This is a genomic window from Amycolatopsis sp. NPDC058340 (genome assembly GCF_042723975.1).
In the GTDB taxonomy this organism is placed as follows: domain Bacteria; phylum Actinomycetota; class Actinomycetes; order Mycobacteriales; family Pseudonocardiaceae; genus Amycolatopsis.
Map to the genome: position 1 here is coordinate 197,565 of NZ_JBHXIB010000008.1, position 23,783 is coordinate 221,347.

The window sequence follows — 23,783 nt, forward strand, 5'->3', positions numbered from 1 at the left end:
CCGTGGCGGGTCTGAGACTTTCGGAACTGCGCTCGCTCCTGCCCGGACGCGAAGACCTGCGGACGCTCAAACGCGCTCCCCGGCGCGACCTCACGGCGGGCGTGACCGTCGCGATCGTCGCCCTCCCGCTGGCGCTGGGCTTCGGCATCTCGTCCGGGCTCGGCGCCGAAGCCGGGCTGGTCACCGCGATCGTCGCCGGCGCGCTGGCCGCGATCTTCGGCGGCTCCAACCTCCAGGTCTCCGGCCCGACCGGGGCGATGACCGTGGTGCTGGTGCCGATCATGGCCACGCACGGAGCGGGCGGCGTGCTGACGGTGGGCCTGCTCGCCGGGGTGTTGCTGCTCCTGCTCGCGGTCGCCCGCGCCGGCCGGTACATGCGCTACGTGCCGACACCGGTGGTCGAAGGCTTCACGCTGGGCATCGCCGGGGTGATCGCGTTGCAGCAGGTCCCCGCCGCGCTCGGCGTCGCCACCCCGGAAGGCGAGAAGGTGGCCGTCGTCGCGGCGAAGGCGGTGGCCGATTTCGCCGCGCATCCGGCCTGGCCGTCGATCGCGGTCGCGGCCGGGGTCGCCGCCCTGATGCTGCTCGGCGCGAAGTGGCGGCCGTCGATCCCGTTCTCGCTGGTCGCGGTGGCCATCGCGACCCTCGTGAGCCACTTCGCGCAGCTGCCGGTCGCTCGTATCGGTGCCCTGCCCAACGGTCTTCCCGCGCCTTCGCTGGACTTCCTGGATCTGTCGACCCTGGGCGCGTTGGCGCCCTCCGCCGTCGCGGTCGCGGCGCTGGCCGCGCTGGAAAGCCTCCTCTCGGCCACGGTCGCCGACGCGATGAGCGTCAACGAACGCCACGACCCGGACCGGGAACTGTTCGGGCAGGGTCTCGCGAATCTCGTCACCCCGCTGTTCGGCGGCGTACCCGCCACCGCGGCGATCGCGCGCACCGCGGTCAACGTCCGCGCCGGGGCGAAATCCCGGCTGGCCTCGTTCACCCACGCGTTGGTGCTGGCGGTGATCGTCTTCGCGGCGGCGCCGCTCGTGGCCACGATCCCGATCGCGGCGCTCGCCGGGGTGCTGCTGGCCACCGCCGTCCGCATGGTCGAGGCGGGCTCGGTCCGCGCGCTCCTGCGCTCCACCCGGCGTGACGCGCTGGTCCTCGTGCTCACCGCGGGCGCGACCCTGATCCTGGATCTGGTCACCGCGGTCATCCTCGGCCTCGTCGTGGCGGGCGCGCTGGCGCTGCGGGCGATCGCGAAGGCGGCTCGCGTCGAAGAGGTCGCGCTCGACCACGCCGATCACGCGGCCGAGGAGCGGGCGCTGCTGGACGAGCACATCGTCGCGTTCCGGCTCGACGGACCGCTGGTCTTCGCGGCGGCCCACCAGTTCCTGCTGGAGCTGTCCGAGGTGGCCGACGTCCGGGTGGTCATCCTCCGGATGTCACGGGTGTCGGCCATCGACGCCACCGGCGCCCTCGTCCTGCGCGACGCCATCGAACGCCTCGAACATCGCGGGATCACGGTCCTGGTGTCGGGGATCAGGCCGGGCCACGAGAAGGTGCTCGACGAACTCGGCGTCGCGGACCGGCTCCGCGCGGAGGGCCGGGTGTTCCCCGATACGCCGCACGCCATCGATTTCGCGCACGCGCTGCTGACCTCAAGCGAGGAAGGCGCGAAGCAGTGAAGCGGTCCCTTCGACGTGTTCCGTCATCGCCCGGCGGGCCGCCTCCGAGTCCCCGGCGAGGATCGCGTCGACGATGGCCTCGTGCTGGGCGTTGGAATGCTCCAGATTCGGTTCGAGCAGCGGGATCATGTCGAGCAGCTGGTTGACCCGCATCCGCGCGTCGGCCATCGCGGTGGTCAGCGAGCCGGACGCGGTGACCTCGGCGATCGCCAGGTGCAGCCGCGAATCCTTGCGCCGGTAGTCGCCGACGTCGGCCGCCGCGGCCTCGGCGAGCGTGCTCGTCAGATGCTGCCGGTCGGCCGGGCTGAGCGAACGCGAAGCCGCCATCTCGGCGGCGCCGGTCTCCAGGACGTGCCGGAGGCCGAGCGCGTCCTCCAGCGTGGCGTTGTCGACCTTCCGGCCGTCGGCGGCGGGCGGGTCGGGAAGGACGTCGTTGACGAACGTGCCGCCGTATCGCCCGCGCCGCGACTCGACGTAACCCGCGTCGGACAGCGCGCGGATGGCCTCGCGCAGCGTCACCCGGCTGACCCCGAGCCGCTCGGCGAGCTCCCGCTCCGAGGGCAGCCGCTCCCCCGCGCCCACCACGCCCAGCCGGATCGCCTGGAGCAGCCTTTCGACGGTCTCCTCGAAGGCGTTGCCCGCGCGCACCGGGCGGAACAGCGCGTCACCCGCTTTCGACTCCACCACTCGAGTTTAGGCGGCCCGCAATTCGTCCTCCGGATGCGGTACTTGCGTGTGCAACTACCGCATCCAGAGGACTAAACGCGGGGCATCAGCATTCGATGACGTTCACGGCGAGGCCGCCGCGAGCGGTCTCCTTGTACTTCACGCTCATGTCGGCACCGGTCTCGCGCATCGTCTTGATCGCCTTGTCCAGCGTCACGACGTGCGAACCGTCGCCGCGCATCGCCATCCGCGCCGCGTGGATCGCCTTGGACGCGCCGACGGCGTTGCGTTCGATGCACGGGATCTGCACCAGGCCCCCGACCGGGTCGCAGGTCAGCCCGAGGTGGTGCTCGACGCCGATCTCGGCGGCGTTCTCCACCTGCGCGGGTGAACCGCCGAGGACCTCGGTGAGCCCGGCGGCGGCCATGGCGCTGGCCGAACCGACCTCACCCTGGCAGCCGACCTCGGCGCCCGAGATCGAGCCGGTCTGCTTGAGGATCGACCCGATCGCGCCCGCGGTGAGCATGAACGTCACGATGCCGTCGTCCGACGAACCCCGGATGAACCGCTGGTAGTAGTGCAGGACCGCCGGGATGATCCCCGCCGCGCCATTGGTCGGCGCGGTCACGACGCGCCCGCCCGCGGCGTTCTCCTCGTTGACCGCGAGCGCGTACAGGCTCACCCAGTCCATCGCGTACAGCGGGTCGCCGACGCCGTCCTCGGCGAGCAGCTTCTCGTGCAACGCCTTCGCACGCCGAGGCACCTTCAGGCCACCCGGCAGGACGCCCTCGTGCTCGCACCCGTTGCGCACGCATTCCGCCATGACCTGCCAGATCTCCAGCAGCCCTTCGCGGATCTCCTCGCGCGTGCGCCACGAAAGCTCGTTGCGCAGCATGATCTCGCTGATGGGCAGCCCGGTGTCCTCGCAGTGCTTCAGCAGATCCGCGCCGGTGCGGAACGGGAACTCCAGTTTCGTCGAGTCCTCGACGACGACGGTGTCGGTCTCGTAGGACTCGTCGCGGACGAACCCGCCGCCGACGGAGTAGTAGGTGCGCTCGCGCAGCACCTTTCCGTCGGCGTCGAACGCGCGGAAGATCATCCCGTTCGGATGCGCCGGCAACGACTTCCGCCGGTGCATGGTCAGGTCGGTGTCCTCGGTGAACACGATTTCGTGCTCACCGCGCACCTTCAACCGGCAGGATTCGCGGATCTCCGCGATCTTGCCGGGCACGGTGTCGGTGTCGATCTCCTCCGGACGCTCCCCGGACAGCCCGAGCAGCACGGCCTTGTCGCTGCCGTGCCCGAACCCGGTCGCGCCGAGCGAGCCGAAAAGCTCGCTCTGGACGCGGGTCGTGGCGGCGAGGTCACCGTCCGCCGCCAGACCGTCCACAAAGGTCAATGCGGCGCGCATCGGGCCCACCGTATGGGAGCTGGAGGGACCGATGCCGATCGAAAACAGGTCGAAGACGCTGATCGCCATTGATCTGCCCTCCTTCCTATCTGGCCAGCAGTGAGCTGGCCTCTTGGGCCGCGGGCCCTTCGGCGGCGAGATGGGCCAAATTCTCCGACAGCGCTTCGCCGCGGTGGGCCTTCGTCTGGGCGAAAAGGCGACCGGCCCGATACGACGAGCGTACGAGCGGCCCCGCCATCACACCAGCGAAGCCCATCGCTTCGGCTGCCTTCGAATGTTCGACGAACTCTTCGGGCTTGACCCAGCGGTCGACCGGATGGTGCCTGGGCGAGGGCCGCAGGTACTGGGTGATCGTGAGGATCTCGCAGCCCGCGTCGACCAGGTCCTTCATCGCCGGAGCCACCTCCTCCGGCGTCTCACCCATGCCCAGGATCAGGTTCGACTTCGTCACCAGACCCGCCTCACGCGCGCGGGTGATGACCTCCAGCGACCGCGCGTACCGGAAACCCGGCCGGATCCGCTTGAAGATCCGCGGCACCGTCTCCACGTTGTGCGCCAAAACCTCAGGCCGCGAACCGAACACCTCGGCCAACTGGTCGGGATCCGCGTTGAAATCCGGGATCAGCAACTCGACACCCGTGCCCGGGTTCAACGCGTGGATCTGCCGCACGGTCTCCGCGTACAGCCACGCGCCACCGTCCTCCAGGTCATCACGCGCGACACCGGTGACGGTCGAGTAGCGCAAACCCATGGCCTGCACCGACTCCGCCACCTTGCGCGGCTCGGTCCGGTCCAGCGCCGCAGGCTTGCCCGTGTCGATCTGGCAGAAATCACAACGCCGCGTGCACTGGTCCCCACCGATCAGGAACGTCGCCTCACGGTCTTCCCAGCACTCGTAGATGTTGGGACACCCGGCCTCCTCACACACGGTGTGGAGGCCTTCGCGCTTGACCAGTCCCTTGAGCTCCGTGAACTCCGGACCCATCCGAGCCCGGGTCTTGATCCACGGCGGCTTCTTCTCGATCGGGGTCTGCGCGTTGCGGACCTCGAGCCGGAGAAGTTTGCGCCCCTCGGGGAGCGCGCTCATCGGTTGAGGTCCGCGTACAACGGGTGCTTCTTGGCCAGCAGTTCGACCCGGGCGGACAGCGACTGGCGCAGGTCCTCGTCGAAGTCCGGGCGCAACGCCTCGGCGATGATGTCGGCCACCTCGGCGAAGTCCTCGGCACCGAAACCGCGGGTCGCGAGCGCCGGGGTGCCGATCCGCAGGCCGGAGGTCACCATCGGCGGACGCGGGTCGAACGGGACGGCGTTGCGGTTGACCGTGATACCGACCGAGTGCAGCCGGTCCTCGGCCTGCTGACCGTCCAAAGTGGAGTTGACCAGGTCGACGAGCACCAGGTGCACGTCGGTGCCGCCGGTCAGCACGCGGACGCCCGCCTCGCTGCAATCCGTGCGCGAAAGGCGGTCGGCCAGGATCTTCGCGCCTTCGAGCACGCGCTGCTGACGCTCGCGGAACTCCTCGCTCGCGGCGATCTTGAGCGCGACAGCCTTCGCGGCGATGACGTGCTCCAGCGGACCGCCCTGCTGACCGGGGAACACCGCCGAGTTGATCTTCTTGGCGAGTTCCTGGCGGGACAGGATGATGCCGCCACGCGGGCCGCCGAGGGTCTTGTGCGTGGTCGTGGTGACGATGTCGGCGTAGGGCACCGGGCTCGGGTGCAGCCCGGCCGCGACCAGCCCGGCGAAGTGCGCCATGTCGACCATGACCTTCGCGCCGACCTCGTCGGCGATGCGGCGGAACTCGGCGAAGTCGAGCTGACGCGGGTACGCCGACCAGCCGGCGATGATCAGCTTCGGCTTGTGCTCCTTGGCGAGGCGCTCGATCTCCTCGATGTCGACGATCCCGGTCTCTTTGTCGACGTGGTAGGCGACGACGTTGTAGAGCTTGCCCGAGAAGTTGATCTTCATCCCGTGCGTCAGGTGCCCGCCGTGCGCGAGGTCGAGACCGAGGATGGTGTCGCCGGGGTTGAGCACCGCGACCATGGCGGCGGCGTTGGCCTGCGCGCCCGAATGCGGCTGGACGTTGGCGTGCTCGGCGCCGAAGAGGGCCTTCGCGCGGTCGATCGCCAGCTGCTCTATGACGTCGACGTGCTCACAGCCGCCGTAGTAGCGGCGGCCGGGGTAGCCCTCGGCGTACTTGTTCGTCAGCACCGAACCCTGCGCCTCGAGCACGCCCACCGGGGCGAAGTTCTCCGAGGCGATCATCTCCAGGGTCGACTGCTGCCGGTCGAGTTCGGCGGCGACGGCCGCGGCGACCTCGGGGTCCACTTCGGACAGGGCAGCGTTGAACATGTCAGTTCTCCTGGGTCAAGACGGCGTACGCCTGGGCGTCGAGCAGGGCGGGCACGTCGCCGGTCAGACGCACCTTCAGGAGCCATCCTTCGGCGTACGGGTCCGAGTTGATGAGCTCGGGGGTGTCCGTTGTGGCCTCGTTCACCTCGACGACCTCGCCGTCCACGGGTGCGTACAGCTCGCTGACCGATTTGGTCGACTCGACCTCGCCGAACACCTCGCCCGCGGTGACGGTGTCGCCGACCGAGGGAAGCTGGACGAACACGATGTCACCGAGCGACTCGGCGGCGAAGGCGGTGATGCCCACGGTGGCGACGCCGTCGGCGACGTTCAGCCACTCGTGTTCCTTCGTGTACTTCAGGTCCTGGGGGATGCTCATGATGGTTCGGGGGCCTTTCAGGCGCGGGAGTAGAAGGGCAGGGCGACGACCTCGACGGGCTCGATACGGCCCCGGATGTCGACGGAAAGCTCGGTGCCGGGCTCGGAGTGCTCCCGGTCCACGTAGGCCATGGCGATCGGGTAACCCAGCGTCGGCGAAAGGGCACCGCTGGTGACCTCGCCGATCTCGGTCTCGCCCGCCAGGACTGTGTAGCCGTGACGCGGGGCGCGGCGGCCGGAGCCCTTGAGCCCGACGCGAACGCGGGGAACGTCCTTCTTGGACAGCTCTTCGAGCGCGGCCTTGCCGACGAAGTCGTTCGGCTTCTCGAACTTCACCACGCGGCCGAGGCCCGCCTCGAACGGGCTCAGCTGGAGGCTGAGTTCGTTGCCGTACAACGGCATTCCGGCTTCGAGACGCAGGGTGTCGCGGCAGGCGAGGCCCGCCGGGAGCAGGCCGTGCGGCTCGCCGGCGTCGGTCAGGATGCGCCAGACGGCGGGAGCCTCCCCGGCCGGGACGTACAGCTCGAAGCCGTCCTCGCCGGTGTAGCCGGTGCGGGCGAGCAGGACGTCGTGCCCCTTCACGACAGCCGGGACGCTCGCGTAGTACTTGAGCGCGCCCAGGTCGGCGTCGGTGACGGCGCCGAGGATCTCGACGGCCTTCGGGCCCTGGACGGCGATGAGCGCGACGTCCTCGGACTTGTTCTCGACCACCGCGTCGAAACCCGAGACCCGCTCGGCCAGCGCTTCCGCGACCACGGTGGCGTTGCCCGCGTTGGCCACGACCAGGAACTTCTCGTCGGCGAGCCGGTAGACGACCAGGTCGTCCAGCACGCCGCCGTTCTCGTCGCAGATCATCGTGTAGCGCGCCCGGCCCGGCTTCACGCCCGACAGGTTGCCGACCAGCGCGAAGTCGAGGGTGTCGGCCGCCTGCGGGCCGGTCACCTCGATCTCGGCCATGTGGGAGAGGTCGAACAGGCCCGCGGCCTCGCGGACCGCCTTGTGCTCCGCCAGCTCGCTGGAATAGCGGATCGGCATCGACCAGCCCGCGAAATCGGTGAACAGCGCACCCAGTCCTTTGTGGACTCCGTGCAGGGACGTCTCTTTCGACATCAAGTGCCTCAGTTCTCGTAGGCGTTGAGCGGCGGGCAGGAGCAGACGAGGTTACGGTCCCCGCGCGCACCGTCGATGCGGCGCACCGGGGGCCAGTACTTGGACTTGCGGTTCACCCCGGCGGGGTACACCGCCAGTTCGCGGTCGTACGGCAGGTCCCAGTCGCCGACGAGGGTCTCCGCGGTGTGCGGGGCGTTGCGCAGCGGGCTGTTGTCCGCGGCCCACTTGCCCTGCGCGACGGCGTCGATCTCCGCGCGGATGGCGATCATGGCCTCGATGAAGCGGTCGATCTCGCCGAGGTCCTCGGACTCGGTCGGCTCGACCATCAGCGTGCCCGCGACCGGGAACGACATGGTCGGGGCGTGGAAGCCGTAGTCGATCAGGCGCTTCGCGACGTCGTCGACACTGACGCCGGTCTCCTTGGTGAGCCCGCGCAGGTCGAGGATGCACTCGTGCGCGACCAGGCCGTCCTGTCCGGTGTAGAGCACCGGGTAGTGCTGGTTGAGGCGCTTGGCCACGTAGTTCGCCGCGAGGACGGCGACCTGCGTCGCGGCGGTGAGCCCGCCCGCGCCCATCATGCGGACGTACGCCCACGAGATCGGGAGGATCGAGGCCGAACCGTACGGGGCGGCGCTGATCGGGCCGACGCCGGTTTCGGGACCGGCCTTCTCCAGCAGCGGGTGGTTCGGCAGGTACGGCGCGAGGTGCGCGCGGACCGCGACCGGGCCGACGCCGGGGCCGCCGCCACCGTGCGGGATGCAGAAGGTCTTGTGCAGGTTCAGGTGCGAGACGTCGCCGCCGAACTCACCCGGCTTCGCGAGACCGAGCAGCGCGTTGAGGTTCGCGCCGTCGACGTAGACCTGGCCGCCCGCGTCGTGGACGATCTTGGCCAGCTCGTCGATGCCGTTCTCGTACACGCCGTGCGTGGACGGGTACGTGACCATGATCGCGGACAGCGTGTCGCGGTTGGCCTCGACCTTGGCCCGCAGGTCTTCGAGGTCGACGTTGCCCTCGTCGGTGCACTTGACCACGACGACGCGCATCCCGGCCATCACCGCGGAGGCGGCGTTCGTGCCGTGCGCGGACGACGGGATCAGGCAGACCTCGCGCTCGGTCTGGCCGTTCGCGTGGTGGTACGCGCGGATCGCGAGCAGGCCGGCGAGCTCGCCCTGGCTGCCCGCGTTCGGCTGCAGCGACACCTTGTCGTAGCCGGTGACCTCGGCGAGCCAGCTCGACAGCTGCTCGACCAGGGTGTGGTAGCCCTCGGCCTGGTCGGCGGGCGCGAACGGGTGGATCCCCGCGAACTCGCGCCAGCTGATCGGCTCCATCTCGGTGGTGGCGTTGAGCTTCATCGTGCAGGAGCCGAGCGGGATCATGCCGCGGTCGAGCGCGTAGTCCAGATCGGACAGTCCGCGCAGGTAGCGCAGCATCGCGGTCTCGGAGCGGTGGGAGTGGAAGACCTCGTGGGTGAGGTACTCGCTCTCGCGCTCGAGGCCGGCGGGCAGCGCACGGGCGCTTTCGGTCTCGTTCTCGATGCCGAAAGCGTTGAGCACCTTGGCGATGATCGCGGGCGTGGTGACCTCGTCGACCGCGATGCGGACGTGGTCGGCGTCGACCGGACCGAGGTTGATCCCGTTCTCCCGCGCGACCGCGACGACCGCTTCGGCCTGTCCGGGCATGCGGGCGAGAACGGTGTCGAAGAAGCCCTCGTGGACCACCTCGACGCCGGCCGCACGGAGCGCGCCCGCCAGCCCGGCGGCGAGCTCGTGGACGCGGGTCGCGATGCGCTTGAGGCCGTCCGGGCCGTGGTAGACCGCGTACATCGCGGCGAGCACGGCGGGCAGGACCTGCGCGGTGCAGATGTTGGAGGTGGCCTTCTCGCGGCGGATGTGCTGCTCGCGGGTCTGCAGGGCGAGGCGGTACGCGGGGTTGCCGTCGGCGTCGACCGAGACTCCGACCAGGCGGCCCGGCAGCGATCGCTCCAGCCCGGCGCGGACGGCCATGTACCCGGCGTGCGGGCCGCCGTAGCCGAGCGGGACACCGAAGCGCTGGGTAGAACCGGCGGCGATGTCGGCGCCGAACTCACCCGGCGCGGTGATGAGGGTGAGGGCGAGCAGGTCGGCGGCGACGGTGTACAGCGCGCCGGCGGCCTTCGCGGTCTCGGAGATGGCGGAGTAGAAGCCCGCGCCGCGCAGCACGCCGGAAGCGCCCGGGTACTGGACGACGACGCCGAAGAACTCCTCCGGCAGGCCGGTGAGCAGGTCGCGGACCTCGACCTCGACGCCCATGGCCTCGGCACGCGTGCGGACGACCGCGATGGTCTGCGGCAGGCACTCGGCGTCGAGGACGACCTTGTTCGACTTCGCCTTCGACGCGCGGCGCATCAGCATGACGGCCTCGGCGACGGCGGTGGACTCGTCGAGCAAGGAGGCGTTCGCGGTGGCGAGACCGGCCAGCTCGGAGACCATGGTCTGGAAGTTGAGCAGCGCTTCGAGACGGCCCTGCGAGATCTCCGGCTGATACGGCGTGTACGCCGTGTACCAGGCCGGGTTCTCCAGCACGTTGCGGCGGATGACCGCCGGGGTGACCGTGTCGTGGAAGCCGAGGCCGATCATCTGCGTCATCGGCTTGTTGAGCGCGGCGAGCGCACGGAGCTCGGCGATGGCGTCCTCTTCGGACGCGGCGGGGGGAAGTTCGAGGTCGCGGGTGACCCGGATCGCGGACGGCACCGCGGCCTGCACCAGGGCATCGAGACTGCCGTAGCCGACCTCGGCGAGCATCTTGGCCTGCTCGGACTCCGAGGGGCCGATGTGCCGGTCGTCGAAGGACGTACTGGTCAAGGGAGCTCCTTCAATCAGGCGCCGGATAGACCGGTGCGCTGGGAACTCCCCCTCTGTCATGGCACCTGAGAGTTTCACCACCGTCGAGGGTGGCTTTCACCTTGGGTGAGGCGCACTTGCGCGCCTGCTTTCCAGAGTGGCCTCGCGTGAAGCGGTAGTGGGTACCTGAGAGATTCCGGGGAGTTTGCTCCTTCGGTGCCCCACCACGTTCGTGGGGGCTCTCCCGCTCCAGCTCGACGGCCCTGTCTGCAGTTGTGCGCACACCGTACCTGGCGTGTTCAGCGCCCGTCTACTTCCCACCGACGACGTCACTCGCGTGTCCGGAGCCGGAACTCGTGAGTTCCGCCTCTGATCACGCGAGTGACGGGCCTGATCACGCGAGTTACGCGTTCTCCATCATCATCTCGGCGGTGATCGTGCCGCAGAGCTCGGCGCAGCGGGTCATCATGCCCGCCGCGTCGGCGAGCTCGGCGTCGCCGGTCTTGGCGCACTCGTCGGCGCACATGCGCATCATCTGGGAGGCGAGGCCGCACATCTTCGCGCACATGCGCATCATTTCGAGGTCGGCGACCATCGCGGAACAGCGCATCATCATGTCGGCGCACATGCGGGACATGTCCGCGCAGGTCACCATCATCATCCCGAGCTTCGCGCCGCCCATCTCCATGCAGCGCGTCATCATCTCCTCGCACCGGACGTGACACTCGTTGCACAGGTCGATGCAGTCACGCATGGCGGTGCTCATCTGCCGGGTCATTCTGGGGCCTCCTGGGTGGTCCTGGATGCTGGCTCGCGCTGTCAGGACTACAGCGCAGGTCAGCGGGCCGCCATCCCAGCCACCGGGACGAGTGACGCACACCCTGGGCCAGGTCCGTGAAGGCCTCCTTGAGGGACTCTGGGTCCCTCAAGGAGGCCTTCACGGACAGCTGCCTGGGGTCAGAGCGGGGTGACGTAGGCGCCCGAGATACCGCCGTCCACCAGGAACTGCGACGCCGTGATGAACGAGGCGTCGTCGCTCGCCAGGAAGGCGACCGCGGCCGCGATCTCCTCCGGCTCCGCGAACCGCCCGACCGGCACGTGCACCAGCCGCCGCGCGGCCCGCTCCGGGTCCTTCGCGAACAGCTCCTTGAGCAGCGGCGTGTTCACCGGTCCCGGGCACAGCGCGTTCACCCGGATGTTCTCCCGCGCGAACTGCACGCCCAGTTCCCGGCTCATCGCCAGCACCCCGCCCTTCGACGCGGTGTAGGAGATCTGCGATGTCGCCGCACCCATCACCGCGACGAACGACGCCGTGTTGATGATCGAGCCCTTGCCCTGCCGTTGCATATGCGGCAGCACGGCCTTGCAGCACAGGTACACCGACGTCAGGTTGACCTTCTGCACCTTCTCCCACGCGTCGATGCCCGTGGTGAGGATCGAGTCGTCCTCGGGCGGCGAGATACCGGCGTTGTTGAACGCCACGTCGACCGAGCCGAAAGTGTCCACAGTGGTCTGGAACAGGGCCTCGACCTGCTCGGCGTCGGTGACGTCGGCCTGCACGAACAGGCCGCCGACCTCATCGGCCGCGGCCTTGCCCGCCTCGGCGGAGATGTCGCCGATGACGACCTTCGCGCCTTCGCTCGCCAGCCGCCGCGCGGTGGCGAGGCCGATCCCGCTGCTGCCGCCGGTGATGACGGCGACGCGGCCTTCGAAACGCTGAACCATTCCTTATTCCTCCGTGCTGATGAAGACGTTTTTGGTCTCGGTGAAGGCGTCGACAGCGTCCGGCCCCAGCTCACGACCCAGCCCGGACTGCTTGAACCCGCCGAACGGCGTCCAGTACCGGACGGACGAATGCGAGTTGACCGACAGGTTCCCGGCTTCGACACCGCGCGCGACGCGGAAGGCGCGGCCGACATCGCGGGTCCAGATCGAGCCGGACAGCCCGTACTCGGTCCGGTTGGCCATGGTCACCGCGTCCGCCTCGCCGTCGAACGGGACCACGGCGACGACCGGGCCGAAGATCTCCTCGGACGCCAGCGGATGCCGCAGGTCCGGCGGGGTGACGACGGTCGGCGCGAACCAGTATCCGGGGCCGACCGGCGCGCTGCCCCGGAAGGCGACCGGCGCGGAATCGTCCACATAGGACGACACCTTCGCGTGATGCCCGGCCGAGATCAGCGGGCCCATCTCGGTCACCTCCAGCCGCGGATCACCGACGACGACGCCGTTCACGGCGGGCTCCAGCAGCTCCATGAACTTCTCGTACACGCTCGACTGCACCAGGATCAGCGACCGCGCGCAGCAGTCCTGTCCGGCGTTGTCGAAGACGCCGTACGGCGCGGTGGCCGCGGCCTTCTCCAGGTCGGCGTCGGCGAAGACGATGTTCGCGTTCTTGCCGCCGAGCTCCAGCGTCACCCGCTTCACCTGCGCGGCGCAGCCCGCCATGATCTGCTTGCCGACCTCGGTGGAGCCGGTGAACACCACCTTCCGCACCGCCGGATGGTCCACGAAACGCTGCCCCACCACCGATCCCTTGCCGGGAAGCACCTGGAAGACGTCCTCGGGGATCCCCGCCTCGCGGGCGAGTTCGCCGAGGCGGATCGCGGTCAGCGGGGTGAGCTCGGCGGGTTTGAGCACGACGGTGTTCCCGGCCGCGAGCGCGGGCGCGAACCCCCAGCCCGCGATGGGCATCGGGAAGTTCCACGGCACGATCACCCCGACCACGCCCAGCGGCTCGTGGAACGTCATGTTCACGCCACCGGGTACCGGGATCTGCTTGCCGTTCAGCCGTTCGGGCGAAGCCGAGTAGTACGTCAGCACGTCGCGGACGTTGCCCGCCTCCCAGCGCGCGTTGCCGATCGTGTGTCCGGCGTTGGCGACCTCCAGCGCGGCGAGGTTCTCGATGTCGGCGTCGACGGCGTCGGCGAACCGGCGCAGCAGCCGCGCCCGGTCACCGGGGGCCACGGCACGCCAGGCCGGGAACGCCGCGTGCGCGCGGGCGATCGCCGCGTCGGTCTCCTCGGCCGAGGTCAGCTCGACCGACCGCACCACCTCCTCGGTGGCGGGGTTGATCACCTCGAAGGTGGTCATTCGCGCTCCTTCGCAGCTTCTACCAGCGCCTCGAAAAGCCTGATGTCGTCGGGATTCTGTTCGGGATGCCATTGGACGCCGAGTACGAACCCGTCGCCGGGCAGTTCGGCCGCCTCGATGGTCCCGTCGGCGGCCCAGCCGACCGGGACCAGCCCGTCGCCGAGCTTGTCGATCGCCTGATGGTGGTAACACGGCACCTTGGTCTCGGCACCCAGGATCGACGCGACGCGGCTGCCCGCGGCAAGCGTCACCGTAGTGGTGCCGAAGATCCCCGGCGCGGGCTGGTGATCCTTGCTGTCCAAAGTGTCCGGCAGATGCTGGGCGAGCGTGCCGCCCAGCGCGACGCTGAGCACCTGCAGCCCTCGGCACACGCCGAGCACCGGTTTCCCACTGTCCAAAGCGGACCGCAGCAGGCCGAACTCGAACGCGTCCCGGTTCGGCCTCGTGTACGTCGTCGCGTGCTGCTCCTGGCCGTAGCGTGCCGGGTCGACGTCGGCACCGCCGACCAGCACGAGACCGTCCACGGCGGACATCAGCCGATCGTGTGCCGTGCTCACCGGCGGCAGCAGGACGGGAATCCCGCCCGCCGCGACGATCCCGTCGACGTAGACCCGGTGGAGCAGCGCCGCTTCGGTCTCCCACACCAGGAATTTCGCGGGTTCCAGATAGGACGTGAGCCCGATCAGGGGTTCAGAGGCGTTCGAAGCCACGGATCCTCTCCCAGTCGGTGACGGCGGCGTCGTACGCGGTGAGCTCGACCTTCGCCGCGTTCAGGTAGTGGTCGACGACCTCGTCCCCGAACGCGGACCTCGCGAGCTCGCTCCCGTCCAGCAGTGCAGCGGCCTCCCGCAGGGTGGTCGGCACGGTCGGCTTGGCGGAACCGTAGGCGTTGCCGTGGAACTCCGGCTCCAGCTCCAGTTCGTTCTCGATACCGTGCAGCCCGGCCGCGATCAGCGCGGCCACCGCGAGGTACGGGTTCACGTCGCCACCGGGGACGCGGTTCTCGGTGCGCAGCGAGTCCCCGTGCCCGACGACCCGTAACGCGCACGTGCGGTTGTCGGTGCCCCAAGCGACGGCCGTCGGCGCGAAACTCCCGGGCACGAACCGCTTGTAGGAGTTGATGTTCGGCGCGAAGAAGTAGGTCAGCTCACGCAGCCCGGCCAGCTGACCGGCGAGGAAGTGCTCCATCAGCGGCGAGAATCCGCCGGGGCCGTCGCCCGCCAGGACGGGCTCGCCCGCGGCCGAGCGCAGGCTGATGTGGATATGACAGGAGTTGCCCTCGCGTTCGTTGTACTTCGCCATGAACGTGAGGCTCTTGCCCTCCTGCGCGGCGATCTCCTTGGACCCGGTCTTGTAGACGCTGTGGTTGTCGCAGGTGGTCAGCGCGTCGGCGTAGCGGAAGGCGATCTCGTGCTGGCCGGGATTGCACTCGCCCTTGGCGGACTCGACATACAGTCCCGCCCCGCCCATGTCGTTGCGGATGCGGCGAAGCAGCGGCTCGATCCGGGCGGTGCCGAGCATCGAGTAGTCGACGTTGTACTGGTTGGCCGGGCGAAGGTCCTGATAGCGCTTGTCCCAGGCCGACTCGAAGGTGTCGTCGAAGACGATGAACTCCAGTTCGGTGCCGACGTAGGCGGCGAGACCGCGCTCGGCGAGCCTGTCGAGCTGGCCGCGCAGGATCTGGCGGGGCGAGGGAGCCACCGCGCCGCCCTGCACCCGTTCGAGGTCGGCGAGGACCAGCGCGGTGCCCTCCTGCCACGGGAGCAGGCGCAGCGTGCCGAAGTCCGGGCGCATGACGAAGTCGCCGTAGCCGGTCTCCCACGACGACATCGCGTAGCCGTCGACGGTGTTCATGTCCACGTCGACCGCGAGGAGGTAGTTGCACGCTTCGGTGGCGTGCTCGACGACCTCGTCGAGGAAGTACTCGGCGGCGCAGCGTTTGCCCTGCAGCCTGCCCTGCATGTCGGTGATCGCCACCAGCACCGTGTCGACGGTGCCGTCCTCGACCAGTTCCCGGAGCCGATCCAGCGTGAGCATGCCGCGCCTGTTCGCCATCAGCCTCACCTAAAGGTTCGAAGCGGTACCTTTGCGGGTTCTTCCTACCGGGTCGGCCGAACCCGGTCAACTCGGTCAATGGTCTGATTGGTTATCCATTGCTGACGGTAGGTGATCCCTGGGCGGATTGTCTGCGATGCCCGGCTGAGAAGATGCTGTGAATCCCGCCGCACCGGGAGGAGATCCGCGCATCCGGGACGTTGTACGGATCAAGAGAGGTGAGAAGGAATGACACAGGCATTCACGCAGCAGACCACGTTCACCGAGCCCCAGGGGCGGGCTCAGCTCCCGACGCTGCCCAGCGGGTGGCCGATCGGCTCCTACGAGTCGTACTCCGAAGCGCAGCGTGCCGTCGACCACCTCGCGGGAACGGACTTCCCGATCACGGACGTGACCATCGTCGGGGTCGAGCCGATCCTCGTCGAGCGCATCGCCGGGCGGATGGGCTGGAGCAAGGTGCTGACCAGCTCGGCGCTGTCCGGCGCGATGTTCGGTGTGTTCCTCGGGCTCGTGCTGAGCCTGCTGAACCCGGGCGCCGGGCTGGTGCCGATCATCGTCGGCCTCGTCGGCGGTATCGGGTTCAACCTGCTGTTCGGCGCGCTGGGGTACGCGTCGTCGAAGAACAAGCGAGGGTTCATCTCGCAGAGCCAGCTGGTCGCCCGGCGTTACGACGTCCTGGCCCAGCCGCGCAACGCCGAGAAGGGCCGCGCCCTGCTGGCCGACCTGGCCGCCAGGAGCGCGTTCAACCACTGAGCCTCACCCCCACGCGAGCCGGCACCTCTCCACGAGGTGCCGGCTCGCGGCTTTGCTCGTGAGTGGTAAGGACGGTTAGAACCGTCCTTACCACTCACGAGACCGGGCGGAGGCGGCCCCCGGCGTCCGCCTCCACCCTGGCCACCTAGCGCGTCGGCTGGGTGGGGTTCGACGGCAGCGTCACGGAGGACGACGGCGGCACCTGGGCGGTCGTGGAAGGCGGCACCGGGGTGATCTTCGGGATCGCCGCGCTGAACGGCACCTCCGCCTTCTCCTGGCAATAACTCCGGGAACCGTTGTAGCCGTTGAGGTTTCCGTCGTCGTCCCGGACTCCCCGTTCGAGCCGCGGCCGCGGGTAGCGGTTGTCGTCGCCGACCTTCCGCTTCTCGCCCGTGCTCCGCTCGCAGGCGTACCGGGTCGTGCTGAGCGGACGGCCGTTCTCGTCGTAGAGGTAGATCTCGGTCAGCGGCTTGCCCTCGGCGTCGAAGGCGTAGATGTTCTCCACGTCCTGACTGCCGTACATCAACTGCGGATTGCCGTAGTTGTCGTTGTAGCTCGGCGTGTAGCCACCGTTGTAGGAACCGTTGCTGTAGGAGCGTTTCGCGATCAGATCGACCGCCGCGCCCGCCCCGCCGAGCATGCTGCCGATGACGAACGCCGAGATCGGCACGGCCAGCCACAGCAGCCGCCGGTCGGTCTTCAGCTTCGGCCCCGCCCAGACCACCGCGACGGCGGCCAGCAGCATCAGCGGCAGCAGCAGCACGGCCTCGGTGTCGCGGAGCACGAGCAACAGCCCGAAGACGACCAGCACCGCCGCGCACAGCACCCACCACGCCGGCTTGAGCGTGCGGAAGTAGTTGATTCCCTTGCTGTTCCGGTCGTTCTGGAACGAGGTCGCGATCTCGCGGAGCTTGACCACCTCGGGCAGCTCCGTGATCGGCGCGACTCCCTTGCGCACCACGTAGGCGACGCTGATCGCGAGCACGGGTGCGACGAAAAGCAGGCCCAGCAACGGTTCCACCCGCACCCACACCGCGGCCGCGAAGCCGAACAGCGCGAAGCCGCCGACGGAGAACACCAAGCCCCAGAACGCGAACCGCGCTCCGCCGATCCCGGTCTTCACCTTCAGCACGGTGGTCTTGTCGCCCGCGTCGGGCGGACGCGGCGGATATCCGCCGGACGCCCGCAATTCGGCGGCGTAGCTTTCCGGGCTCCCCAGTCGCTCGATCAACGCGTCGACCTTGGGGTTGTCCCCCAGCTCCGCCTCCATCTCGGCGAGATGGGGACGGACGTCTTCGAGGATCTCCTCGACTTCGCTCTCGGGCAGGTCGGCGAGCGCGCTCCTGACCCTCGCCAGATACACCCGCACGGCGGTCGGATTCTGCGTGCTCATGCTGCCTCTCCCAACAGGCTGTTCATCGTCGTGGCGAAAGTCCGCCAGGTCTGCCCCGACTCTTCGAGGCGCTGACGACCCGGCTCGTTGAGGCTGTAGTACTTGCGGTGCGGGCCTTCCTCGCTCGGCACCACGTACGACGTCAGCAGGCCTGCCTTGTACAGCCGCCGGAGCGTCCCGTACACCGAAGCGTCGCCCACTTCCTGCAACCCCGCGATACGGAGTCTTCGGAGTACGTCGTAGCCGTAGCCGTCCTCCCCGCGAAGCACCGCGAGAACGGCGAGGTCCAGCACGCCTTTGAGTAGCTGACTGATCTCCACAGTCGCGTCCCTCCCAGTCTTACGCAACAGAAGGTACCACGCATTGCACAGTAGTGCGCACGGCGGAAGCCACTTGCGTCGGACGGGTGGTTCGTGGGTTACTTAGTCCAGTAATGAACCACCGCACCCGAGAGGGTGCCCGAAGACTGGGGACGGAGGTGTCGTGCTCGACGAAGGAACACCCCTGTTCGTGCAGATCGCCGAACAGATCGCCGACGACATCGCCGAGGGAAGCCTGGCCGAGGGGGAACGCGTGCCGTCAACCAACGAACTCGCCGCCTTCTACCGGATCAATCCGGCGACGGCGGCCAAGGGGATCAACGTGCTCGCCGATGACGGCCTGCTCGAAAAACGGCGCGGTATCGGCATGTTCGTCGCCGCCGGCGCACGGCAGAAGCTGCTCACCGACCGGCGGCAGCGGTTCGCCGAGCAGTACCTCGACCCGATGCTCATCGAAGCGAAGCGCCTCGGCATCGACGACGAAACCCTGATCTCGCTCATCCGCGGGAACGGACACCGGAACGGAGGACCCGCCGCATGACGCCGACCATTTCGACCACCGGCCTGACCCGGCGCTACGGCGACCACACCGCGCTCGGCGATGTCTCGGTCGACATCGAAGAAGGCAAGATCACCGGCCTGCTGGGCCGCAACGGCGCGGGCAAGAGCACCTTTCTGCGCATCGTCACCGCGCAGGAGTTCGCGAGCGCCGGCTCGGTCCGCGTGTTCGGCGAGACCCCGATCGAGAACGAACGGGTGCTGCGGCGCCTGGTGCTCGTCCGCGAAGACCAGCAGTTCCCGGACTTCAAGGTGAAGCACGCCCTTTCGGCCGCGTCGTGGTTCTACCCGAACTGGGACGCGGAACTGGCCGAAACCCTGCTCCGCGACTTCGACCTGCCGACGAAACGTCCGGTCAAGAAGCTCTCGCGAGGGATGCGTTCGGCGCTGTCGATCACGATCGGGCTCGCGGCACGGGCGGAGCTCACACTGCTCGACGAGCCGTACGCGGGCCTCGACGCCGTCGCACGCCAACTGTTCTACGACCGGTTGCTCGACGACTATTCGGCCCATCCCCGCACGATCCTGCTCTCCACACACCTGATCGACGAGGTCGCCGATCTGCTGGAGCACGTGGTGATGATCGACAAGGGCCGTGTCGTCCTCGACGCGCCAGCCGACGAACTGCGCGGCACGGCCGTCACGGTTTCCGGCCCCGCCCTCGCGGTGGACGATTTCGTCGCCGGACGCCGGGTGCTGCACCGCCGCAAGATCGGGTCGCGGGCGTCGGTCACCGTCGCCGACGCGCTCGACCCCTCCGCCAAGGCGAAGGCGAAGGCCCTGCACCTGAAGCTGGAGCCGCTTTCCTTGCAGCAGTTGATGGTGCACACCTCCAACGGACAGACCGCAGAGGAGGCGTCCGCATGAACACCCTGGTCAACGTCGCGCGCTACCACCTGGTGGACCGGCTCCAGTTCCTGGTCCTCCCGGTCGGCGTCACGTTCTTCGCGTTCCTGGTGAATCTCACCATCTTCGCGGTGATTCCCGAGACGCCCGAGGAGAACTACTCCGGCGGCCTGTTCACGCTGTTCGTCTTCATGCTCGTCTGCGGGGCTTTGAGCATGACGAAATCGCTCCCGTTCGGGCTCGCGCTGGGTGTGTCGAGGCGGTCCTACTACCTGGGGACGCTCCTGCTGGTCGCCGGGCTCTCGGCGCTGTACGCGGTGGGGATCGCCGTGTTCCAGGTAATCGAGGACGCGACCGGGGGCTGGGGGCTCGGGCTCAACTATTTCCGCGTTCCCTGGCTGCTCGACGGGCCCTGGTACCTGACCCTGCTCACCTCGTTCGTGTTCCTGGTGCTGATGTTCGTCTACGGCATGTGGTACGGCCTGATCTACCGGCGCGCTTCGGTGGTGGGTGTCGTCCTGTTCGGCGCGGCGCAGGTCCTGGTGCTGCTGGGCGCGGTGCTGCTGCTCAGCTGGACCGATTCCTGGTCGAAGCTCGGCACGTTCTTCAGCACGCTGACCGTCGGCGGGATGACCGGGGTGCTCGCCCTGCTGGTCTGTGTCGCCGGTGCGGGCGGCTTCGCCACGATGCGCCGCGTCACCGTCTGAGAGTCCTTCCACACCAAGGAGTTCCGTCATGGCCGTGGCTCATGTGGTGCTGTCGGTGATGCTGATCGCGATCTTCGCCGTACTGGGGGTGGCGAAGGTACTGCGTCAGCCGGCGTTGGTCTCCCGGACCGGGAGGCTCGGCTTCTCGGTCCGGGAGATCCAAGGGATCGGCGCGCTCGAGATCGCCGGGGCGGCGGGCCTGGCGGCCGGATTCTTCTGGCCGCCACTCGGGGTCGCCGCGGCGACCGGCCTGGTGGCGTTGCTGATCGGCGCGGCGATCTCCCACGCGCGGGCGGGCGACGGCATCAAGGACATCGCCCCGCCAGTCTGGCTCGCGCTGGTCTCGGCGGCGGCCGCCGTCACCGCGATCGTCTAGCCGGAACTCGCGTGATTGAGGGCGTAACTCACGTGATTGAGGGCGCGACACGGTGTTCCGCCTTCAATCACACGAGTTCCGGCTTGAAACACGCGAGTTCCGGATTCGCCCGACCACGGCGGAGCGTCGCCAGGCGCGCGTGACCTCCACCAGCCACGCCGCTTCGGTGGCGATGTCGGGCTCGTCGAGGTAGGTCGCCGGAACGTCGTCGGGGGCGTACCGGCGGCCCGCCCCGGCGGCGGCGAGCGCGGCGGCCAAGGTCGCGGCCTCGACCGTCGCGGCGACGCGGGCTTCGGGGATCTTCGCCTTGCGTGCTTCGGCCTCCGCGACCCGCGGGAGGTCCGGATCGAAGTAGGGCCGCAGCGCGAGATGGCCGTCCCGGATCTCGATGACCCTGCGGTACAAGGCGAATTCGACGCCGCCAGGCATACCGGGCCCCGGGTCCAGCGCGATTCCCGGGACGGCTTCGCGCAGTGCGGCCCACAACGGTTCGATCCGCCGGTACGTCCGGTACAGGCCGATCAGCCGGAACGGGGTGGCCAGCGCGGGCCCCCACACGCTGAGCGTCGCGCCAGCCCCGGCCAGCCCGACGCTCAGCGCCGCCAGGATCGCGGAGAGCGGTTCCTCGCCGGCGTCGACCGCGCCGGTGGTGGCGAGGATGTAGATGTCGTCGACGTCCCAGAAAGTCCAGCCCAGCGCGGAAACCCCGCCACCGACGAGCAACCACAGCCCGACGCGAAGCGGGCCGGGATCGGCATGGAGCGCGAAGCGGGCGAAGACGAGCGAGAACGTCAGCAGGCTGATCAGACCGTAGACGAGGAAAAGAACGTTGTACGCGACGAACCAGCCGAGACCGCCCGGCCCGGCGGCGGTGTGCTCGCCGACGCGGTGGCTGCCGGAGAGGAAGAAGAGCGTGATCTCGGCGGCCACGACGGTCCAGGACAGCACCGCGTGCCAGCCGATCCGCTTGTCCTCCCCCAGTTTCAGCGAACGCGCGAACGCGACTGCGAAGGCCATCGCGCCGATCTTGAGCAGATCGGCCGCGAGGTTCAGGAGACTGCCGACGGGTTCTTCGACGCCGACCGCGTTCTCCATGGCCGGGGTGAGCAGCATGATGCCGCCCGCGATGCACATCCCGAAGGCGCTGAGGAACCACATCCGCCGCCGCGGCTGGGTGTGCCTTGCCTGGATCAGCTTGTAGCCGAAACCCGCGAACGCCACCACGCAACAGAAGTACGCGATGGTCTCCGTCACGGCAGACGCCGTTTCCGGCTCCCGAAGAGGTTGTCGACCCTGGCCATCCCGCCCGCGAGGTCACTCGCGCTCTCGTCGAGCCGAGCCGCGCCGCGCACCGACGTCCGCGCGACGCGTTGCGCGAGGAGGCTGGCGAGCAGTTCGGCCTCCTGCTCCTCGACGGCGCTGTAACCCGTGCGGCCGAGGACTCGGCGGACGAGTTCGGGTGACAGGTTCGGCATGAGGGTCTTGCCCGCGGCGGCGTCGAGCACGATCCCGTCGGCGCCCGCGTCCGAACCGAGGTGGCCGCACACCAGGTGCCCGACCTCGTGCAGCAGGATATGCCGCCGGTGCAGGGCGGTGGTGTTGGCCGGATAGAGGATGTAGTCCGCGCGCTCGGTGCTCATCAGCAGCCCGCACGGGCCACTGGAGGGGACGTCGACCCGCATCAGTTCGATCGGGCGGCCGCGTTCGGCGGCCAGCTCCGCGACGAAGGACTCCGCGTCGAAGGGTTCGGGAAGGGCCACGCCGTCGGCGAGACTTCGGCAGCGGCGCCACAACTCCTTACGGCGGCGGTCCACTCACGTCTCCTTCTTCGGGCCGCCCCGTCCGGATTCCCTGCGGGCGATCGCGTCGATCATGTCGCTGATGGTGTCGAGCCCGTCGGGGGAAAGCGTTACGGCCCGGAGCGCGACGTCGCGGACGCCCGCGTCGCGGAGAGCGCCGAGGAGCGCGAGTTCCTCGGCGATCTTGGCGCTCTGTTCGTCGTCGAAGAAGTACGCGGGCGAGACGCCGAAGAACTGGGCGAGCGCCTCGAGGTGGCGTTTCGTCGGGTTGTCGCGACGGCCGGTGCGCAGCTGCCACAGGTACGTCGTCGAAAAGCTCTCGCCGGTGGCCTCGCGGCACGCCTTGGCGACCTCTTCGTGGCTGTACGGCTCGCGATCGGGTCTCAGCACGATCTGGAACAGCTTGTCGATCTTCTCGGCGAGCGTCGTCTTACCGGGCTCGGTCGCGGCCACCATCCCACTCCCTACCTCTCGTGCCCGTTCATGCTAGTTGACGCGGTGCCCGCGCCGTACACGACAGTTTTCACCTCGTGCGCGGCTTCGGCTGGCAACGCGGGCAGGAGAACGACGAACGGTTCATGAAGGGGTCGCGCCGGATGGCCGTCCCGCACCGGCCGCAGGGCAGTCCTTCCTGGCCGTAGGCGTCGAGCGAACGGTCGAAGTATCCGGACTCGCCGTTGATGTTGACGTAAAGCGCGTCGAACGACGTCCCGCCGACGACCAGCGCCTCCGCCATCACCTCGCTGGCGGCGGTGAGCACGGTGCGGCCATGGGCGGCGGTGAGTTTGTCGGTCGGGCGGGCCCAGTGGAGCTTGGACCGCCAGAGCGCCTCGTCGGCGTAGATGTTGCCGATCCCGGAGACTAGCGTCTGGTCGAGCAGGGCGCGTTTGAGCTCGGTCCGCCTCGACCGCAGCGCGCGGACGGCCTGGTCGAGGTCGAACCGCGGATCCATCGGGTCGCGGGCGATATGCGCGATGGTGCCCGGCAACGCCGTCCCGTCGACCTCGGTGAGTTCCGCGAGCGCGAGCCCGCCGAAGGTCCTCTGGTCGACGAAGCGCAACTCCGGCCCTTTGTCGGCGAAGCGAAATCGCACACGAAGGTGCTTCTCGTCCGGCGCGTCACCGGGCTGGACGAGCATCTGACCGCTCATGCCGAGATGCGCGAGCATGGCCTGGCCGTCGGAAAGCTCCAGCCACAGGTACTTGCCGCGACGCCGGGCGGCGGTGATCTTCACGCCGGAGAGCCGTCCGCTGAAGTCCTCGGCGCCGAGTTCGTGGCGGCGGATCGCGCGGGCGTGGAGGACTTCGACCTCGGTGATCGTCCGGCCGGAGACATGCGCCTCGAGCCCGGCACGGACCACCTCGACCTCGGGGAGTTCGGGCATACGGCCGATTCTCCCACCGGGCGCCTCGTGAGTGGCGGGGGTCGGGGGTTTAGCACTAGACCCACCACCAAGGGGGGGGGGGCGGGGGGC

The 23,783-nt window shown here is 69.0% G+C and carries 24 protein-coding genes and 1 riboswitch; of the genes, 6 read left to right on the forward strand and 18 right to left on the reverse strand.

Translation table 11 applies throughout. The features are described from left to right. Positions 1 to 2: 2 nt before the first annotated feature. Positions 3 to 1,673 (forward strand): SulP family inorganic anion transporter, encoded by a 1,671-nt coding sequence (locus tag ACFWIW_RS13560; protein WP_378368707.1) that lies wholly within the window; start codon positions 3 to 5, stop codon positions 1,671 to 1,673. Here the strand turns inward: ACFWIW_RS13560 and ACFWIW_RS13565 are convergent. The 12 genes from ACFWIW_RS13565 to ACFWIW_RS13620 all read right to left on the reverse strand — a co-directional run bounded on the left by ACFWIW_RS13565 (position 1,647) and on the right by ACFWIW_RS13620 (position 15,557). After that, entirely contained in the window at positions 1,647 to 2,357 is a 711-nt protein-coding gene (locus ACFWIW_RS13565) for a FadR/GntR family transcriptional regulator (protein ID WP_052120855.1), read from the reverse strand. The genes ACFWIW_RS13560 and ACFWIW_RS13565 overlap by 27 nt on opposite strands. 88 nt (positions 2,358 to 2,445) lie before the next feature. Further along, a complete protein-coding gene (locus tag ACFWIW_RS13570) occupies positions 2,446 to 3,819 on the reverse strand; it encodes an L-serine ammonia-lyase (RefSeq protein WP_378368708.1) in 1,374 nt (457 codons plus the stop codon). Between the two features lie 16 nt (positions 3,820 to 3,835). Further along, a complete protein-coding gene (lipA, locus tag ACFWIW_RS13575; protein ID WP_192742740.1) occupies positions 3,836 to 4,837 on the reverse strand; it encodes a lipoyl synthase in 1,002 nt (333 codons plus the stop codon). After that, on the reverse strand, positions 4,834 to 6,102 hold the full coding sequence (gene glyA / locus ACFWIW_RS13580; RefSeq protein ID WP_378368709.1) for a serine hydroxymethyltransferase: 1,269 nt from the start codon (positions 6,100 to 6,102) through the stop codon (positions 4,834 to 4,836). The genes lipA and glyA overlap by 4 nt, the downstream gene beginning before the upstream one ends. Before the next feature lies 1 nt (position 6,103). Further along, a complete protein-coding gene (gene gcvH, locus ACFWIW_RS13585; RefSeq protein ID WP_038509617.1) occupies positions 6,104 to 6,481 on the reverse strand; it encodes a glycine cleavage system protein GcvH in 378 nt (125 codons plus the stop codon). Between the two features lie 17 nt (positions 6,482 to 6,498). Further along, a complete protein-coding gene (gcvT, locus tag ACFWIW_RS13590) occupies positions 6,499 to 7,590 on the reverse strand; it encodes a glycine cleavage system aminomethyltransferase GcvT (protein ID WP_240594358.1) in 1,092 nt (363 codons plus the stop codon). Between the two features lie 8 nt (positions 7,591 to 7,598). Continuing rightward, on the reverse strand, positions 7,599 to 10,430 hold the full coding sequence (gene gcvP / locus ACFWIW_RS13595; RefSeq protein ID WP_378368710.1) for an aminomethyl-transferring glycine dehydrogenase: 2,832 nt from the start codon (positions 10,428 to 10,430) through the stop codon (positions 7,599 to 7,601). A gap of 43 nt (positions 10,431 to 10,473) precedes the next feature. Further along, positions 10,474 to 10,575: riboswitch (glycine riboswitch) on the reverse strand. Between the two features lie 237 nt (positions 10,576 to 10,812). Then, entirely contained in the window at positions 10,813 to 11,187 is a 375-nt protein-coding gene (locus ACFWIW_RS13600) for a hypothetical protein (protein WP_378368711.1), read from the reverse strand. A 179-nt stretch (positions 11,188 to 11,366) separates the two neighbouring features. Then, on the reverse strand, positions 11,367 to 12,134 hold the full coding sequence (locus ACFWIW_RS13605) for a 3-oxoacyl-ACP reductase (protein ID WP_125786634.1): 768 nt from the start codon (positions 12,132 to 12,134) through the stop codon (positions 11,367 to 11,369). Positions 12,135 to 12,137: 3 nt separating this feature from the next. After that, complete coding sequence (locus ACFWIW_RS13610; protein WP_378368712.1) at positions 12,138 to 13,502, reverse strand: aldehyde dehydrogenase family protein; 1,365 nt, start codon at positions 13,500 to 13,502, stop codon at positions 12,138 to 12,140. Then, positions 13,499 to 14,212: a gamma-glutamyl-gamma-aminobutyrate hydrolase family protein gene (locus ACFWIW_RS13615; RefSeq protein ID WP_378368713.1), complete on the reverse strand. Its 714-nt coding sequence runs from the start codon at positions 14,210 to 14,212 to the stop codon at positions 13,499 to 13,501. The genes ACFWIW_RS13610 and ACFWIW_RS13615 overlap by 4 nt, the downstream gene beginning before the upstream one ends. Continuing rightward, positions 14,193 to 15,557, reverse strand: coding sequence for a glutamine synthetase family protein (locus ACFWIW_RS13620; RefSeq protein ID WP_378368714.1), 1,365 nt, complete (start codon positions 15,555 to 15,557; stop codon positions 14,193 to 14,195). The genes ACFWIW_RS13615 and ACFWIW_RS13620 overlap by 20 nt, the downstream gene beginning before the upstream one ends. Before the next feature lie 228 nt (positions 15,558 to 15,785). Here ACFWIW_RS13620 and ACFWIW_RS13625 point away from each other — a divergent pair, with 228 nt between their 5' ends. Further along, positions 15,786 to 16,310, forward strand: a complete 525-nt coding sequence (locus tag ACFWIW_RS13625; RefSeq protein WP_038509609.1) for a general stress protein — start codon at positions 15,786 to 15,788, stop codon at positions 16,308 to 16,310. Positions 16,311 to 16,455: 145 nt separating this feature from the next. Here ACFWIW_RS13625 and ACFWIW_RS13630 read toward each other — a convergent pair whose 3' ends face one another. Both ACFWIW_RS13630 and ACFWIW_RS13635 read right to left on the reverse strand, forming a co-directional pair. Further along, positions 16,456 to 17,703: a DUF1700 domain-containing protein gene (locus tag ACFWIW_RS13630; protein WP_378368715.1), complete on the reverse strand. Its 1,248-nt coding sequence runs from the start codon at positions 17,701 to 17,703 to the stop codon at positions 16,456 to 16,458. Further along, positions 17,700 to 18,023, reverse strand: a complete 324-nt coding sequence (locus ACFWIW_RS13635) for a PadR family transcriptional regulator (protein WP_034323457.1) — start codon at positions 18,021 to 18,023, stop codon at positions 17,700 to 17,702. Before ACFWIW_RS13635 ends, ACFWIW_RS13630 begins: the two co-directional genes overlap by 4 nt. A 163-nt stretch (positions 18,024 to 18,186) precedes the next feature. On the opposite strand from ACFWIW_RS13635, the gene ACFWIW_RS13640 reads away from it, so the two are divergent. The 4 genes from ACFWIW_RS13640 to ACFWIW_RS13655 are packed head-to-tail and all read left to right on the forward strand — an operon-like array spanning position 18,187 to position 20,510. Then, positions 18,187 to 18,564: a GntR family transcriptional regulator gene (locus ACFWIW_RS13640; protein WP_016336380.1), complete on the forward strand. Its 378-nt coding sequence runs from the start codon at positions 18,187 to 18,189 to the stop codon at positions 18,562 to 18,564. Next, positions 18,561 to 19,448, forward strand: a complete 888-nt coding sequence (locus ACFWIW_RS13645; protein ID WP_378368716.1) for an ABC transporter ATP-binding protein — start codon at positions 18,561 to 18,563, stop codon at positions 19,446 to 19,448. The genes ACFWIW_RS13640 and ACFWIW_RS13645 overlap by 4 nt, the downstream gene beginning before the upstream one ends. Further along, positions 19,445 to 20,134 carry an ABC transporter permease gene (locus tag ACFWIW_RS13650; protein ID WP_378368717.1) on the forward strand — a complete coding sequence of 230 codons (690 nt, stop codon included), beginning with the start codon at positions 19,445 to 19,447 and terminating at the stop codon, positions 20,132 to 20,134. The genes ACFWIW_RS13645 and ACFWIW_RS13650 overlap by 4 nt, the downstream gene beginning before the upstream one ends. A gap of 28 nt (positions 20,135 to 20,162) precedes the next feature. Further along, entirely contained in the window at positions 20,163 to 20,510 is a 348-nt protein-coding gene (locus ACFWIW_RS13655; RefSeq protein WP_378368718.1) for a DoxX family protein, read from the forward strand. A gap of 63 nt (positions 20,511 to 20,573) precedes the next feature. Here ACFWIW_RS13655 and ACFWIW_RS13660 read toward each other — a convergent pair whose 3' ends face one another. From ACFWIW_RS13660 to mutM, 4 genes are all read right to left on the reverse strand, one after another. Further along, on the reverse strand, positions 20,574 to 21,764 hold the full coding sequence (locus ACFWIW_RS13660) for an MAB_1171c family putative transporter (RefSeq protein WP_378368719.1): 1,191 nt from the start codon (positions 21,762 to 21,764) through the stop codon (positions 20,574 to 20,576). After that, positions 21,761 to 22,324 carry a hypothetical protein gene (locus ACFWIW_RS13665; protein WP_378368720.1) on the reverse strand — a complete coding sequence of 188 codons (564 nt, stop codon included), beginning with the start codon at positions 22,322 to 22,324 and terminating at the stop codon, positions 21,761 to 21,763. The genes ACFWIW_RS13660 and ACFWIW_RS13665 overlap by 4 nt, the downstream gene beginning before the upstream one ends. Further along, entirely contained in the window at positions 22,325 to 22,765 is a 441-nt protein-coding gene (locus tag ACFWIW_RS13670) for an XRE family transcriptional regulator (RefSeq protein WP_378368721.1), read from the reverse strand. 67 nt (positions 22,766 to 22,832) lie between these two features. Then, positions 22,833 to 23,693, reverse strand: coding sequence for a bifunctional DNA-formamidopyrimidine glycosylase/DNA-(apurinic or apyrimidinic site) lyase (gene mutM, locus ACFWIW_RS13675; protein WP_378368722.1), 861 nt, complete (start codon positions 23,691 to 23,693; stop codon positions 22,833 to 22,835). Positions 23,694 to 23,783: the final 90 nt, after the last annotated feature.

Bases quoted from the DNA above. Each gene is read 5' to 3' on its own strand.
- ACFWIW_RS13570 (WP_378368708.1), bottom strand. From the start codon at position 3,819: ATGGCGATCAGCGTCTTCGACCTGTTTTCGATCGGCATCGGTCCCTCC.
- lipA (WP_192742740.1), bottom strand. From the start codon at position 4,837: ATGAGCGCGCTCCCCGAGGGGCGCAAACTTCTCCGGCTCGAGGTCCGC.
- glyA (WP_378368709.1), bottom strand. From the start codon at position 6,102: ATGTTCAACGCTGCCCTGTCCGAAGTGGACCCCGAGGTCGCCGCGGCC.
- gcvH (WP_038509617.1), bottom strand. From the start codon at position 6,481: ATGAGCATCCCCCAGGACCTGAAGTACACGAAGGAACACGAGTGGCTG.
- gcvT (WP_240594358.1), bottom strand. From the start codon at position 7,590: ATGTCGAAAGAGACGTCCCTGCACGGAGTCCACAAAGGACTGGGTGCG.
- ACFWIW_RS13600 (WP_378368711.1), bottom strand. From the start codon at position 11,187: ATGACCCGGCAGATGAGCACCGCCATGCGTGACTGCATCGACCTGTGC.
- ACFWIW_RS13605 (WP_125786634.1), bottom strand. From the start codon at position 12,134: ATGGTTCAGCGTTTCGAAGGCCGCGTCGCCGTCATCACCGGCGGCAGC.
- ACFWIW_RS13610 (WP_378368712.1), bottom strand. From the start codon at position 13,502: ATGACCACCTTCGAGGTGATCAACCCCGCCACCGAGGAGGTGGTGCGG.
- ACFWIW_RS13620 (WP_378368714.1), bottom strand. From the start codon at position 15,557: ATGGCGAACAGGCGCGGCATGCTCACGCTGGATCGGCTCCGGGAACTG.
- ACFWIW_RS13625 (WP_038509609.1), top strand. From the start codon at position 15,786: ATGACACAGGCATTCACGCAGCAGACCACGTTCACCGAGCCCCAGGGG.
- ACFWIW_RS13630 (WP_378368715.1), bottom strand. From the start codon at position 17,703: ATGAGCACGCAGAATCCGACCGCCGTGCGGGTGTATCTGGCGAGGGTC.
- ACFWIW_RS13645 (WP_378368716.1), top strand. From the start codon at position 18,561: ATGACGCCGACCATTTCGACCACCGGCCTGACCCGGCGCTACGGCGAC.
- ACFWIW_RS13650 (WP_378368717.1), top strand. From the start codon at position 19,445: ATGAACACCCTGGTCAACGTCGCGCGCTACCACCTGGTGGACCGGCTC.
- ACFWIW_RS13655 (WP_378368718.1), top strand. From the start codon at position 20,163: ATGGCCGTGGCTCATGTGGTGCTGTCGGTGATGCTGATCGCGATCTTC.
- ACFWIW_RS13670 (WP_378368721.1), bottom strand. From the start codon at position 22,765: ATGGTGGCCGCGACCGAGCCCGGTAAGACGACGCTCGCCGAGAAGATC.
- mutM (WP_378368722.1), bottom strand. From the start codon at position 23,693: ATGCCCGAACTCCCCGAGGTCGAGGTGGTCCGTGCCGGGCTCGAGGCG.